Below are 13274 nucleotides of genomic sequence, written 5' to 3' on the forward strand. Positions count from 1 at the left end.
GCATGAAGAACAAGCACCGTGCACGCGAACGCACCGTCGGAAAACAGGGCCAACCGGACCTCACGGCAACCCTCACAAGCAGCAGAGCTGGATAAACGTCAAGCTTAGGCCACCCGTGCCCAGTCCATACCGAGATCGGCGAGCGCGGTGAGCTGGGAGGTGCCGAGCCGGTCGCGGCGGGCCTCGATGTTCCCGATCCAGATTCCGGTGCGATGCTCGGTCCCATCGGGGAGGACCTGGACGACGGCGCGCCCCGGCAGGCGGCCCTCCCGCGCCACGCACTGCGCGAGGGCCGCAAGGCCCGTCCGGAACGCCTCACCGCCCTTGCCCGGCCGGGGGACGGACGAAGCCGCTTTCGCCGGGGCCTTACGCGCCCGTACGGCCTTTCACGCCCAGCCCCGCTGCTCGGTGTTCAGCCGGTTCCAGTCCCGCCGCTGGGGGCCCGGCGGACGCCACGGCTGGCGCAGACGGCACCGGGTCGTGCCGGCGAGGCCGCGTACGACCCGGTTCTTCCTGCGGGCACCGCATCGCGCGGATGACACGAACAGCGAAGACGAAGGACGAAGGGGGAGCGGGTAACCATGGGGGAGAGGCAGCCGATGAAGGAGGACCTCCAGGAGACTCTGGGCTGGGCACGTCAGCGTCTTGAGGAGCTGGGCGTTTTCGCAACGGAGGACGGGCTGCGGTGGGCAGCGGCCCACGGGCTCGTCCTGTCCGTGTGGCACAACGGCCCGATTGAGGATGCGCACGCCTCCCCTCCGACCAGCCGGCGCGAGGCATTGCACGACGGGACGATGTTCGCCCACAACACCTGGCTCACCCGGTAGGCATTCGACGTCCTGGGCTCCGACGACCGGTTCCGCCTCCATGCGCTGGAGGACCTGGTCCTGGACCGGGACATGGTCTGGCCGGGATGCGAGGAGACCCTGACGGACTCCGGCCGGGAATTCCTCGGAGAGATCAAGAAGCAGGTGAAACAGCGTATCGACATGTTCAGGCACTTCGAGAAAAGACTGCCGCCGGACGACTTCCTCGTCTTCGCCGGCGCTCCCCGGATCGGGACCTGCGACGGCCATTGCGGTATGCCGAAATGGCCTGCCTGCGTGGAAGCGGCGATGCGCCGGCTGCGCGGCGAGGACGAGGAGTTTCTTCACGAATGGGGCGACTTGATGACCCGTATCGGTCCCGCTCCCGCTCCCGTCACCGCGGACCTTGAGGGAACCCGGAAACTGCTGCTGGAGTCGCCGTGGGAACTGAACGCCGGGAACCTGAACTGGTTCGCCTGGAACCCGGTCCTGCAAACCACCTGGCACGACACCGTAGGCGCGGCGGCAGCAGTTGCCGCGGCGGCACACGGCCAGATACAGCGATAGCGAGATCGCGCCGGGAGAATCCACTCGCGGAGTGCCAGTACGTCATGTCTCGCAACTTCCGTACCGCACCCCTGCGGTGGTCGAGGACATGGTGGTTGTTGCTTTGCGCGTGCGAGTCGGCGCGGTCACCAGGCGGCGGGCTGGGACAACCGTTGTCACGGACAGGGGGGCTCATCTATGCCGATCCGGGCCCGGGCACCGCACGACGCAGACGGTCCACGATCTGCCGCCACTGGCGGGCATGGTCGTGTGACGGGAACCACGCCTCGGCCCGCTCGTGGTCCAGGCCGGTGAATTCCTCCAGTTTGGCCACCACGTCCGGCTCGCCGGAGCCTGCCCCGAGATGACCGCACTGACCGGCCAGATCCGCACCTTCGCCGGCCTCCTCGTCCCTGCCGCGGGTAACACCGAGCAGCTGACCACCCGGATCACCCGGGCCCGTGCTGCCGACCTGCCCTTCCTGCACTCCTTCGCCACCGGCCTCGAGCGCGACCGCACCGCCGTCGACGCCGCCCTCACCCTGCCCCACCACAACGACCGCACCGAGGGTGTCAACTGCAAGATCGAACTCCTCGAGCACCAACGGTACGGCCGCGTCGGTCACCCCCTCCTGCGCCGGCTCATACTGCTCAACTGACCGACAGCGGCACCGATCAACGCCTACGAAGATCTTGGAAGGCCCGAACGATTTACAGTCCCGGCTGTCCAGGTCAAGGTTCTGCGCGGAAGACTCGTCACAGCGGCCGTTTCCTCGCGCTCCGTTGCTCGATATCTCGAAGCGCGAGGACGGCCGCACCTGCCATCCGGGGAATGGCGAACCCCGGCGTGAGACAAACGCGCCGGGGTTCAACGACAGGTTCAGTACCGCGTGGGGAACAGTTGGAGTTTGGCCTTGTTGCCGGAGACCGACTTCACCCAGATCTTCAGGTTGTTGAACTTGACGGTACCGCCCGGGCTGGTGCTGCCGCTGAGGCGCCCGTCGGCGGCCGACATCTTCACGGATCGGGAGCTGATGCTCGTGATTTTCAACTTCCCGAACCCGAACTTGCGGCTGTCGACCTTGATGGTCTTGGGCGCCGACACGGTGGTCTTGCACCGCCCGTCATAGCAGGGCCCGTTGGCGGCAGACGCCACCGGCGTCATCACGCCGAACCCGAGGGTGCCCGCCACGGTCAGCGTCACGGCAGTCGTTACGGCCCGCCGGCGCATACCGGCGGTGGTCACCAGAGTGACTGCTGTCAGTCGGTGGGTACGGTTCACGTCATCGCCCTTCGGTCGGTCGGAAACGGTACGGCGGGGAGTTCCTGCGCCACCGGAGCCCAGGCATTCTGTGCGCTCGGATCCGAGTCGGCCGGCCGGTGCCCCGCTGCACCGATTCCAGCACCCGCCTGGTTGTTCAGTAACCTGATCCATCCCCCTGAACAAATCGCGGTTGCGCCCGTGACGGGGCGGCGCTGGCAAGCGCGCGACAGCACCCAGGGTGGGAGAGGACGTCACACGGTCCCGCCCCGCCCCACCTCGTCCCGTCTCGTGCCGTTCTGTGCTCAACCTCCCCTACGTTCTTCTGCGGGACCGGGCGAGCCTTTCGTACGGTTGGCCCACCCAGAGGCGTCGGGTGTGGTTTTCAACCTTGTGCCGCTTGTGTCTTCCATCGATTGGCCGCCCGACGCCCCACGACGACTCGGCTGCCCATGAGGGACTGCGAATGACGCGGGGCCTCCTCCTGAGTGGTGGACACGCTGATACTGGATCTGCTTGATCCTGAGAAAGCGAGAAGACCGCCGACGACGAAGGACTACTCGGACGAGTTCAAGGCCGATGCCGTGGCCCTGTATGCGTCCACACCCGGGGCGACGTACAAGAGCATCGCGGCTGACCTGGGCGCCAACCGGGCGACCCTGCGTGAGTGGGTGCTGCGGGACCGTGAACGCCGTGGCGTCACCGCCGCGGGTGCGAAGCCGGCCGCCGGATACCGGGCGGCGGTGCCGTCCGGTATCCGGACGAGCGGGTCTGGAAGCTGGAGGCACGGGTGGCCGAGCTCGAGGCCAGTGAGCGCAAGCTCGCCACCGAGCGGGACATCCTCCGCAGGGCGGCCAAGTATTTCGCCGGGGAAACGAACTGGTGAGGATCCGCTTCCAGTTCGCCCGCGACCACCGGGACGCCTACGAGGTGAAGCGGCTCTGCCAGATCCTGGACGTGAACCGATGGAGCTACTGCAAGCGGCTCGCCGGCGCCGAGGCCGCCTGGAAGGTGCGGTTGAACGCGGGCGCATCCTGATGGAAGCGGCCGAAGTGCCTGGTGCCGAACGCTCGGCCGTACTCGGAGTTGACCTTGGCGACGAGTTCAACCAACACCTCAGGGCATCGACGCAGGCCACCGTCGATGTGCACAAAGCACAGGTGGCGGCCGCAGCCAAGTTGTGGCGCACAGCGGCAGCGCTCAAGGACCGCGGCCTGTCCGGCAGGGACATCGCGCACGTCTTGGGAGTCTCGCCCCCAGCGCGTCCCGCAACTTTTCAACGACCCGCACGCTCGTGGTTGGAATCGCAGCGGCAGGCCGTCCTCATGGGTACGCCGACCTTCCCCCAGAAGATGCCCACGCCACGTCCCTGGCCCAATCGCAGGAGTGCTTGTGACCTAGATCGGTCACCAGGAACCCTCCCCGTCCCGCGATCGCTTCCTGGGTGCGTTCCGGGAGCTGGAGCACGGCAGCCCGGACGGGCCGTCCTTGCACGCCTGTGTGCGCAGCAAGGGGGTTCCGCACGAAGCGGACCTTGTGAGCTATCTGCGTGTCGGCTCGGTATTTGCCGCGACCGGATCAGGTGTCTATGACGTTCTCAGCCCGGCGAACGAGCTGATGGACCACCTTCGAGCTGATAGACCACCTTCACCTGCTCACCGATGGTGAGTGGTCGCGACGGCCGGGCCCTTCGGTGGGCACCTGGGCTCTCTGTCGCTGCCGGGGCCGATTACCTCGCCGCCGGACACGCGGAAATCTGTGACGACCGGAGTAGACATTGAGTGGTGGTGTGGTTATGGTTTCTCTCGTAACGCAGAGAGACCGCAGGGCCTGGCAGAGACGAACTGCCGGGAAGCATTACCGCAGTTGTAGTTCGCAGGGCGGTGCGGTGGTGGAGTTTCGAAGCCAGGGTTGTTGCAGGACGGCGACGGGACTGACGACCGGACCGGGTGGCCCGCAGTGATCAGGGGCGGCCGTGAGCAGGACCGCAGTGGCAGTACCCGCAAGTGCAGTTCGCAGTACCCAGCAGTGAAGTTGGTGCGCAGTACCTCGGTGAAGGCGTCGGCTGCGGGCGCGCGCTCCGGGAGGTTCGGCAGTGGGGTTCTAAGCCAGAGCAGACGCAGGAGGGGCGACGGGGCTGACTGCCGAAGAGTGGCGCTTTGACAGGCCACCGAGCAGGTCGAATCACCAGCAGTACGCAGTACCCGCTTGGTAAGCAGTTGATCCCAGAGGGAAGAAACGGAGGAACGAGGCGCCATCAGGATCGCCCGGGCGGAAGTCTTGGGCCCGGGTACCGCAGGACATCGATAGTGAGGTGGTCTCCGGTCAAGCAACCGCGATCCCCGCACCCCCGACAGCAACTCGGTCGGGCGGGCGGACACAGAAGGCCGGCGCAGTACCAGAACCGGCAGATGGTGTAGCAGTTCCTTCGGGGCCCTGGTGCCAATGGCGCCAGGGCCCCTCCATGCGTCCCACCGAGAGGTGTGATGACCGCAGGCGACTCCTCCGGCCGTCTCGACGACGACTACCCCGCCTGCACCACGGGCCGTGCCGCCGACATGCTCGGCACCACCCAGGTCTTCCTCCGCGCCATCGCCGGGGCCCGCCTCATCACCCCTCTGCGCTCAGAGGGGGGTCACCACCGCTACTCCCGCTACCAGTTCCGTATCGCCGCCCGGGCCCGGGAGCCCGTCGATCAGGGCATCCCCATCGAGGCCGCGTGCCGCATCACCGTCCTCAAGGACCAGCTCGAAGAAGCCCGGCGCATCGACGCCGAACACCGCCGCACCGCCGAAGTGCCGAGCCCAACGGCCGCGGTCTGATAGGCCTGAGACCCGCAAACCTGTCCCAGTGCTTCTCGGCTGACGCCCGCACCGTCTGCCCGGGACGCAAATCGTTCCGGGCACCGGGGGGTCAGGTCCCGGGCCGCCCGCACCTTCTCCTCGGCCGTCACCGGCTGGTCCAGAAAAGATCGGTGTTTGAAAACCTCCACACGGTGCAGACGATCGTTAACACCGACTTTATTCACCGAGGTAGGAGACACATCATGGGCATTCTGGCTTGGATCCTCATAGGTCTGCTCGCGGGCTTCATCGCCAAGGCACTGATGCCGGGCAAGGACCCGGGCGGCGTCATCATCACCATGCTCATCGGCGTCGCCGGCGGTCTGCTCGGCGGCTTCCTCGGCAAGGTCATCTTCGGCGTCGACTCCATCGATGGCTTCTTCGACCTCTCCACCTGGATCGCCGCCATCATCGGCTCCGTCATCCTCCTCGCCGTCTACCGACTGGTCACCGGCAACAAGCGCCACCACAGCCACGCCTGACGCAGCCTCACCCCGGACGGAAAACGGCTCCCCCTCTGCCGAGGGCGGAGCCGTTCCGCTGCTGTGACCCTCAGGCCGGCGCCGGACACCAGGTGAAGGAACGGCCGCGTCAAGTTGCGGCGACGGCAGCGGTGCCGGCTGGAGACGAGCAGGCCCAGTCGCCGTCCTTCTGCCTGACCCGCGGACATGGGGTGAACCGTTCCGGTTTCGGTGGAGATTCGATCGTTTGAGAGGATCGAGTCATGGCACGTTCTTCCCAGTACCTGCTGGAGCTGCGCCGTCGTGCGGTGCGGATGGTCACCGAGGTGCGGCCTGACTATGACACCGAGTGGGCCGTGATGAAAGTGGTCGCTGTGAAGCCCGGTAGCGGTACGACCGAGACGCTGCGCATGGGGACTCCCCTGCTCGAACGTAGTTGAGAGCTTGGGGGAGGGGTCGGTCAGGACGAGATCGACGCGGGGAATCGCCCGGGGGCGACGACGGAGGAGTCGGCCGAGCTGAAGCGGCTGAAGAAGGAGAACGCCGAACTGAAGAGGGCGAACGAGCCCCTGAAGTCCGCAGCGAGTTTCTCCGCGGCCGAGCTCGACCGGCCACATACACGCTCGTAGCGTTCATCGACGAGCACAGGGGCCGCTTCGGCGGCGTTGCACCCGTTCCCCGCGACTCCGGCAAGATCAGCGGCAACCTCCGCCGCCCACGCCGTTACAACCGCCGGCTCCAACGCGTCTTCTCCATCTCCGCGTTGTTCAGCATCCGTCACTGCGAGGACTCCCGCCGGTTTTACGAACGCAAGCGCGCCGAAGGCAAGCACCACATCCAGGCCGTCCTGGCCCTGGCCCGCCGTCGCGTCAACATCCTCTGGGCCCTCCTACGCGACGGACGGCCCTACGAGGCCGTGCCTCCCACTGCCCAGGCGGCTTGACGATCGGCATGAGGAATCAGTGTCCGAGAAAACGCGCTCGGCCGACCGAGCAGCCGGTACTCAGGGAAAGAGGGAGGCGCCGCGACTCAGGGACCATCCAGGCACCGGGTCCTGTCGCGCGTGTTCGGCTCCGCCGCCGGTGCGCTGTGAACGCCTGTCCGGCACCGCGGGTGACAGGGGTCAGTTGCGGGGTGCGGGAACCATCTCCCCCTCGAAGGCGGCCGTGGGGGCTGGGAGCTCCTCGGCGGACACAAATGAGTGTCGGCAGTCGGGTGCCTGGCCCTGGCGCAGGCCGAACGCGAAAGTGTCGGCATAGGCGGTGCCCTCGGCCGGACGGGGGAAGAGGATCTCCAGGTGAGTGCCTGCCGGGATCTGGCTAGGGTGGATGGAGGCGGTGATGGCGCCGTTGCGGTGCTGGAAGCCGATGGCTTTGAGAGTGGTGTTGCCGAGTTCGGGATCCTCGCCCTTGTCCAGCGGGCAGGTGGGGTCGTCCTGGTAGACGCGGGCCGGCACCCCCATGCGCTCCAGATCGCGCTGGAGCTGGGGCAGGTCGGGCTGCGCACCGGCTTCGCGAATGGTCACCGTGACAGTTCCGCGGCGCTCACGGTTCAGGGTGTAGGCCACGGTGGAGATCCGCTCGGGGAGGCTACCCGCGCTGGCACGGTCGGTGGCCGCGACCGGGGATGCCGTGTGCGAGCTGCCCTGGTAGACAGCGAGCGAGATCCCGGCCAGGCAAGCGGCCAGGGCCACAGGGGCTGCCAGGCGCACGGCCAGGCCGCGGTGCGGGCGGACGGGACGGGGGTCCTCGGTGACGTTGCTCATCAGGAAGTCCTCAAGCAGGCGTTGGCGGTCGTTGGAGAGAACCGGATCGCCGGGCGCCGGCAGCAGCCGGGCCAACTCCGTGTGATCCAGCGGTTTCTGCCGCCGCCACGGATTGAAGATCATCGGTTCCTCTCCTTGTTCGACCGGGCCGCTTCGGTGCGGCCACCCCGTACTTGTCCGCCTCCTGCCGCCGGTTCCCACTTTTCTCGCTCGGCCCGCCTCTTCCTCAGCTCCAGCTCGGCAAGCTTGCGCAGTCTCGACCGCGCACGGGCAAGCCGGGAACGGACCGTTCCCACCGGAACGCCCAGGGCCTGTGCCGCCTCCGCATAGCTGAGGCCGGACCACACGCACAGCGTGAACACCTCCCGTTCGGCCCGGCGCAGCTGCGCCAGCACTGCCTGTGCCGCGGCAAGCTGCTCAGCATCCGCCATCCGGCCGATCAGCTCGTCGGCAAAGTCCGGCACGGTCTCCGTCGCCGGCATACGTGCCACCGCGCGATCATGCCGCCGCGCCGCACGTGCCGTGTTACGCAGCACATTCGTCGCAATGCCCATCAGCCAGGGCCGCGGGGTGTCTCCCTCGTCCCGCAGCTTGCCACGAAGCCGCCACGCCTCCAGAAACGTCAGAGAGACGACGTCCTGGGCCACCGCCCAGTCACCGCTCGCCCGCACCGCATGGCGATACACCATCTGCGCATGATCTTGGAACAGCTCCCTGAACGCCTCAGGGTCTCCCGCCCGGATCCGGGCGTGCAAAGAAAAATCCACACCTTGTCTTGTCCGCCACCCCTCGGGCGTCCCAGTGATCCGCACCACATGCCTCCCGATGGAACCACCGCAGTTCATCATCCCGGTCGACTCCTGCTTCCGAGTGGGGCCGGCGCCGCTCCCCGCCACCTTGCCGTAGTTGTACGAGAGCCCGCCCGGGAGATCCTGGGCGGCCTTCGTGCTGTCCAGGCTCCCTGAGCGCGGACTGTGCCCTATGGCCTGGTGCCCAGCAGGTCGCGGCGGGCGGTGACCAGCTGATGCCACCGTGCACGGGTGGCCGGTTCGCCGTCCAGCCAGCGGGGCGGGGTGTGACCGGAGGGGAGAGGGAGGCCGGCCATGAAGTGGGCGATGTCGGTGTAGTAGCTGTGGTCGCCGCTCTGGGTGAGGTCGCGCAGTCGGGCGATGGCGGCGGTGAGTGCGTCGTGGTCGCCCAGGACGGCGTGGTGGAGAGCAGCGGCCAGCTCGAGGGTGGGTGCCGTGGAGGTGAGGCCGGCACTGTCGAGTTCGGTCCCGCGGGGCGCTGACGCGGTCGTCGACGGCAGGGCTGCCGGCATCGCGGAGCAGGGCGGCGATGTGCGTGGTGAGGGTGGTCGCGCGCAGGTCGAGGCATGGGAGGAGCTGGTGGGCCAGCTCGATCTCGTCGTCGGCTTGGCGGGGGTCGTAGAGGGCGGTGGCGAAGGCGAGCAGCGCCTGGTTGTGGGCGGATTCGTCGGCCTTCGTGTGCTGTTCGGCCTCAAGGCGTCCGACGAGGTAGGCGGCTGCGCGTTCCGGCTGCCCCTGGGGCCACCCACCGACCCCGCCCTGAAAACCTCAGTGACAGGCCTGCGCGAGAGCGCGGTGCGGCTCGCCGTGCCCCAGTGCACGTAACGTTGGTCAGCGGCGCATCGGAGAATCTACGCACAAGAGCGGTGGACCTTGGGTACAAGTGGAAGGCAGTGCGGTGAGCAACTCGCCGACACCTGCGCTGAAGCCGGACGGTGCTGGCTGCATCCCATCGGCCGGCTCCGGAGCACCGCCTCCCGCACACCCCATGCCGCCACGACGTATGCGCGTAGCCTGCCCGGCCGGCATGACATCGCCACCGCGCTGCGGCGGACACCGGCATCGGTGTGGAACGACAATGTGACGGACTGCGCCGCCGCGCTCACCTATTACGCGGTGCTCGCGCTTTTCCCCACCCTCCTGGTCACGGTCTCGTTGATCGGGATCGTCGGCCCCTCGGCCACAGAGAACCTCATCAGCAATGTGATCGCTGTTGTCCCGGCCGAGTCACGCCCGGTAATGCACAGCACGCTCAGGAGCATGGCCGACCAGCGCACAGCTGCCTGGGTTCTGGCGGTCTTCGGCACGATCGGAGCTCTGTGGTCTTCCTCCAGCTACCTGGGAGTCTTCCGCCGGGCCCTGCACGCGATGCACGGCGTCGAGGACCTCCGCCCCGCATGGAGGACCGCACCACGACTGGTGATCACCGCTCTGGTATTGCTGGCGCTCCTGGTCACCAGCGCCCTGGTGCTCATCCTGACCGCCGAAGCGGCCCCCGCCCTCGGCCGGCTCGTGGGCATGGACAGCATCATGGCCGGCACCGCATGGAACGTACTGAAATGGCCACTCCTGCTGGGCCTGGTCGCCGTCCTGGTGCTGGTGTTGTTCCGCTCGGGCCCGGCCCAGACGCGCGGCGTGCGGCAAAGACTTCTGGGAGACGCTCTGGCCATAACCCTGTGGCTCGCCGCCTCCGCCGGCTTCGCCCTCTATGCCTCGCAGGTCGGCAACTACAATCGGCTGTACGGCTCCCTCGCCGGAATCGTCGTCTTCCTGGTGTGGGTCTGGCTGACCAACCTCGCCCTGCTCATCGGTGCCCAGTTCAACGCCGAACTAGCCAAGATCCACCGCTGACAAGAACCTGCACGCCCCAGGGAAATCCGATGGCTGTGCGGTTCGGCCCAGGGTTATCAAGGCGGTCCGACTGGAGAATGCCGACCGTGTTGCTCGCTTCAGGCTATGGGGTGGCCAGGTCCGTTGTGGCAGCTGTCGCGGTCGCCGCTGTTGTCGAGTGTCACACTGCCGTACTCTCCGTCGGCCACCCACTCGACCTTGGCCGAGATCCGGATATCCCGCTCATCGGGATGGAGCCTGAGGCGTAGTTGTTCTGGGGTGTCGGCCGAAGGTATGAAGGAGAAGCCTCTCCGGCCGGGCTCAGCGTTCTTGGCTGCTGGCTCTACGGGGCGAGCGCCTCCAGCCGCTCCGCCAGGGTCACCGCGCGCTCCGGGTCCTTCCCCGGGCCGGGGTTCGCCGACCAGTTCGGTCTCGATGCCCTGGGACCGCGACCCCCAGCGTCACACGGTGCCCAATCGAGGCTCGTCGAAGGCGACAGCGACCTTGCGCCATCCTGACGCGTGCACGAGGCGGTCGTGATCCCGTCTCCACTGGCTGGGCCACCGGCTGCGGTCGCCAACAGGAAAGACCAAAACCACCCGGGCGTCGCGCCCGTGAACCCGGCCATGACACAATCAAAACTGATCCGTAGGTGGTCAATCTCCGCCACGGTCTCTGAGGTACCCGACGACGCGCTGTTGCGCCGCCTGCTCGCCCACCGTCTCCTGGGCGGGTCGACCTGTACGGACACGCCGGCGGGCAGGGTACGGTCCCTGCGTGAACCGCCGCGAAGCGCGCCGTTCCACAACGCGGGTATCGGAACGTCCAAGCAAACTACCCCTGGCTGGGAGCTCGTAATGGCGCGGATAGTCCTGCGTAACAAGAACGCGAAGAATTCTGGGGAGCGGGTTCCCGGAGAACCTCCCCTGTCTACGCTCGGCCGGGTGCTGGCCATGATGCTGGCCTTCGCGGGGACGGTCGTATTTGCGGTGATTCTGGCCCGGCTGACTCTGGAATCCTCGGCAGCATCCGTGCCGTTGACGCACACCAATCTGCGCCCTGGTGACTCCATCCGTGCTTATCTGGCACATCCCATGGCCCCTGACACAGTCAAGCAGCTCGGCGGCAATATCGTGATGGGGATACCGTTCGGTGTGCTGCTGCCGGTACTGGTACCCCGAACGCGAGGACTGGTCCGCGTAGCGGCCTCCACCGCCCTCGTGATGATCCTCGTCGAACTCGTCCAAGGCGCCCTCATTACCGGGCGCGCCTTCGACGTCGATGATGTTCTGCTCAACACCTCGGGTGCCCTCATTGGTTACCTGCTGATCGGCCGCCGGCTGGGTCGCGCAGTGCATCCCCGACGCCACCACTGGTGGCACCGGTTCACCAAACGCCAGGTGACTGCCGAAGACCCGGCATAGGTACGCCGTGCCGCGCCGCCTGTTCCGCCGCCCCTCGCCGGGCGCACCATGGCGTCATGGCGTCATGGCGTCATGGCGTCATGGCGTCGAGGAGCGAGCCGGGCGAGGATCCGGCCAGGCAGGTGGTTGGCCGGGCGGATGCGGTACGACTGACCGAGCAACTGTGGGCGGCGAGGGCCGCAGTGGTCCTGACACAGCGGGTACGGGACGCGCGCCGGGCGCGAGTGTGGATACCGCTTGGGCATAGCGGCGGGTGGGGTTGGGCACGCGCAAGCCGAACTCGGGATCAGCAGGGCGCAGGCGTACCGGCCCCAGGACCGCGAGTGCTGCCGCGCGGCCAAGGCCCCCGACGGCCGGAAGTTCGCCACCAAGGGCGAACTGGCCCGGCGCATGGCGCTGCGTGCCCTCGCCTCGCCGCTGCCCGTCCGCCTGGGTCACTGCGGATTCCGCCTACGGACAGGAGAGCCGTTTCCGCCGGCTACTGGAGCAGTCGGGCATCGGCTATGTGCCGGCCGTGCCCAAGTCGCAGTCCACCGTGGGGTGTCCGCGCATCGAGGGGCTGTTCGCGCAGGCCCCGGCCGAGGCGTGGGAGAAGGTCTCATGCGGCAACGGCGCGAAGGGACCGCGCGTCTGCCACCGGGTGGCGGTGCGACTGCCGGCTGTCGCCGAGTTCGACCACCAGGGCGAGGGCCCTCATCGGATGCGGTGGGCGCTGACCCGTCGCAGCATCCGCAAGCCCGACGAGATCGCCTACTACCTCGCCTACGCCCCCTTGGAGGCCACCGCCCAGGAGCTGGTGCGGATCGCCGGGACGCGCTGGGCGATCGAGGAGAGTTTCCAGGCCGCGAAGAACGAGTGCGGCCTGGATCAGTACGAAGTCCGCCGTTGCCCGGGACGGTACCGGCACATCACCCTGGCGATGCTCGCGCACGCCTTCCTGGCAGCCACCGCGTACCGGGCCCGGGAAAAGGGGGCACAACCGGTGAGGCAGCCGGGACCATCGAGCTCACAGTGGTGGAGGTTCGGCGACTCCTGGCAACTTGTCGGCCCGGGCCCCCCGCGCCTGCGCGGACGTCGAGGCCGACACCACGCGGTGAGTTGGTCGGACTGGTGCCGGCGACGCCAAGCAATCGCTCGCCGCTGTCATTACCTGCGGCGTTGTCGCACGGTCGGGGAGCGGCAACCATGAAACCGCCCCTGACCACTCCACCCCCGCTGCACTCCAGCTGCCCAGCGAAACCCGCAGGTCAGACGGCGAGATCCTGCTGGAGTGCTAGCCCCATTCCTGCTGGGTTGGGTGACAGTAGCGCCGCCCAGAGGTGGGGAGTATGCGCCGTCTGCGCGGGGGTGGTGCGCTAATCGAGGGTGGTTGCGCCCCCTTAGGACGAGAATGGCGGGCAATTCTTAGAAAGACCGGATCGGTTGCTCTGGCGAAGCTGTGACCAGGGAGCCGGACGCTGTCGATGACGCGCTATCGGCGGAGGCTGTGAGGACTCCTCCTTGCAGCCGTAGCACAGGAGCCGCAGCATG

At 67.6% G+C, this 13274-nt stretch carries 16 protein-coding genes and 3 pseudogenes; 13 read left to right on the forward strand and 6 right to left on the reverse strand.

Features of this window, described 5'->3' with window-relative positions; translation table 11 throughout:
- Window positions 1-104 precede the first annotated feature (104 nt).
- A complete protein-coding gene (locus ABD374_RS34180) occupies window positions 105-278 on the reverse strand; it encodes a hypothetical protein (RefSeq protein ID WP_344500983.1) in 174 nt (57 codons plus the stop codon).
- A 303-nt stretch (window positions 279-581) separates the two neighbouring features.
- On the opposite strand from ABD374_RS34180, the gene ABD374_RS34185 reads away from it, so the two are divergent.
- Window positions 582-827, forward strand: coding sequence for a hypothetical protein (locus tag ABD374_RS34185; RefSeq protein ID WP_344500985.1), 246 nt, complete (start codon window positions 582-584; stop codon window positions 825-827).
- Window positions 828-899: 72 nt separating this feature from the next.
- Window positions 900-1373 (forward strand): hypothetical protein, encoded by a 474-nt coding sequence (locus tag ABD374_RS34190; protein WP_344500987.1) that lies wholly within the window; start codon window positions 900-902, stop codon window positions 1371-1373.
- A gap of 175 nt (window positions 1374-1548) precedes the next feature.
- Here ABD374_RS34190 and ABD374_RS34195 read toward each other — a convergent pair whose 3' ends face one another.
- A complete protein-coding gene (locus ABD374_RS34195) occupies window positions 1549-1689 on the reverse strand; it encodes a hypothetical protein (RefSeq protein WP_344500989.1) in 141 nt (46 codons plus the stop codon).
- A gap of 27 nt (window positions 1690-1716) precedes the next feature.
- Between ABD374_RS34195 and ABD374_RS34200 the strand changes: the two genes are divergently transcribed.
- Window positions 1717-2010 carry a hypothetical protein gene (locus ABD374_RS34200; RefSeq protein WP_344500991.1) on the forward strand — a complete coding sequence of 98 codons (294 nt, stop codon included), beginning with the start codon at window positions 1717-1719 and terminating at the stop codon, window positions 2008-2010.
- A gap of 221 nt (window positions 2011-2231) precedes the next feature.
- Here ABD374_RS34200 and ABD374_RS34205 read toward each other — a convergent pair whose 3' ends face one another.
- The gene (locus tag ABD374_RS34205) at window positions 2232-2633 is read right to left on the reverse strand and encodes a hypothetical protein (protein WP_344500993.1); all 402 of its coding nucleotides are present in this window, start codon (window positions 2631-2633) and stop codon (window positions 2232-2234) included.
- 470 nt (window positions 2634-3103) lie between these two features.
- Here ABD374_RS34205 and ABD374_RS34880 point away from each other — a divergent pair.
- From ABD374_RS34880 to ABD374_RS34230, 6 genes and pseudogenes are all read left to right on the forward strand, one after another.
- A pseudogene (locus tag ABD374_RS34880) lies at window positions 3104-3313 on the forward strand (transposase); the annotation flags it as partial.
- 181 nt (window positions 3314-3494) lie between these two features.
- Window positions 3495-3650 carry a hypothetical protein gene (locus tag ABD374_RS34885; protein ID WP_425577431.1) on the forward strand — a complete coding sequence of 52 codons (156 nt, stop codon included), beginning with the start codon at window positions 3495-3497 and terminating at the stop codon, window positions 3648-3650.
- A gap of 1448 nt (window positions 3651-5098) precedes the next feature.
- Window positions 5099-5434, forward strand: a complete 336-nt coding sequence (locus ABD374_RS34215) for a MerR family transcriptional regulator (RefSeq protein WP_344500995.1) — start codon at window positions 5099-5101, stop codon at window positions 5432-5434.
- A 224-nt stretch (window positions 5435-5658) separates the two neighbouring features.
- The gene (locus tag ABD374_RS34220; RefSeq protein ID WP_344500997.1) at window positions 5659-5937 is read left to right on the forward strand and encodes a GlsB/YeaQ/YmgE family stress response membrane protein; all 279 of its coding nucleotides are present in this window, start codon (window positions 5659-5661) and stop codon (window positions 5935-5937) included.
- Window positions 5938-6179: 242 nt separating this feature from the next.
- The gene (locus ABD374_RS34225; protein ID WP_344500999.1) at window positions 6180-6356 is read left to right on the forward strand and encodes a hypothetical protein; all 177 of its coding nucleotides are present in this window, start codon (window positions 6180-6182) and stop codon (window positions 6354-6356) included.
- 215 nt (window positions 6357-6571) lie between these two features.
- Window positions 6572-6859, forward strand: a pseudogene (locus ABD374_RS34230) (transposase); the annotation flags it as partial.
- 180 nt (window positions 6860-7039) lie between these two features.
- Here the strand turns inward: ABD374_RS34230 and ABD374_RS34235 are convergent.
- From ABD374_RS34235 to ABD374_RS34245, 3 genes are all read right to left on the reverse strand, one after another.
- Window positions 7040-7804, reverse strand: a complete 765-nt coding sequence (locus tag ABD374_RS34235) for a hypothetical protein (RefSeq protein WP_344501001.1) — start codon at window positions 7802-7804, stop codon at window positions 7040-7042.
- Window positions 7801-8448: an RNA polymerase sigma factor gene (locus ABD374_RS34240; protein ID WP_344501003.1), complete on the reverse strand. Its 648-nt coding sequence runs from the start codon at window positions 8446-8448 to the stop codon at window positions 7801-7803. Before ABD374_RS34240 ends, ABD374_RS34235 begins: the two co-directional genes overlap by 4 nt.
- A gap of 212 nt (window positions 8449-8660) precedes the next feature.
- On the reverse strand, window positions 8661-9002 hold the full coding sequence (locus ABD374_RS34245; RefSeq protein ID WP_344501005.1) for a hypothetical protein: 342 nt from the start codon (window positions 9000-9002) through the stop codon (window positions 8661-8663).
- Between the two features lie 67 nt (window positions 9003-9069).
- Between ABD374_RS34245 and ABD374_RS34250 the strand changes: the two genes are divergently transcribed.
- From ABD374_RS34250 to ABD374_RS34265, 4 genes and pseudogenes are all read left to right on the forward strand, one after another.
- A complete protein-coding gene (locus tag ABD374_RS34250; protein WP_344501007.1) occupies window positions 9070-9315 on the forward strand; it encodes a hypothetical protein in 246 nt (81 codons plus the stop codon).
- Window positions 9316-9555: 240 nt separating this feature from the next.
- The gene (locus tag ABD374_RS34255; RefSeq protein ID WP_344501009.1) at window positions 9556-10341 is read left to right on the forward strand and encodes a YihY/virulence factor BrkB family protein; all 786 of its coding nucleotides are present in this window, start codon (window positions 9556-9558) and stop codon (window positions 10339-10341) included.
- Between the two features lie 836 nt (window positions 10342-11177).
- Complete coding sequence (locus tag ABD374_RS34260) at window positions 11178-11744, forward strand: VanZ family protein (RefSeq protein ID WP_425577430.1); 567 nt, start codon at window positions 11178-11180, stop codon at window positions 11742-11744.
- Between the two features lie 312 nt (window positions 11745-12056).
- Window positions 12057-12798, forward strand: a pseudogene (locus ABD374_RS34265) (IS701 family transposase); the annotation flags it as partial.
- Window positions 12799-13274: the final 476 nt, after the last annotated feature.

It is taken from the genome of Streptomyces enissocaesilis (assembly GCF_039533765.1).
GTDB classification, from domain to species: Bacteria; Actinomycetota; Actinomycetes; order Streptomycetales; family Streptomycetaceae; genus Streptomyces; species Streptomyces enissocaesilis.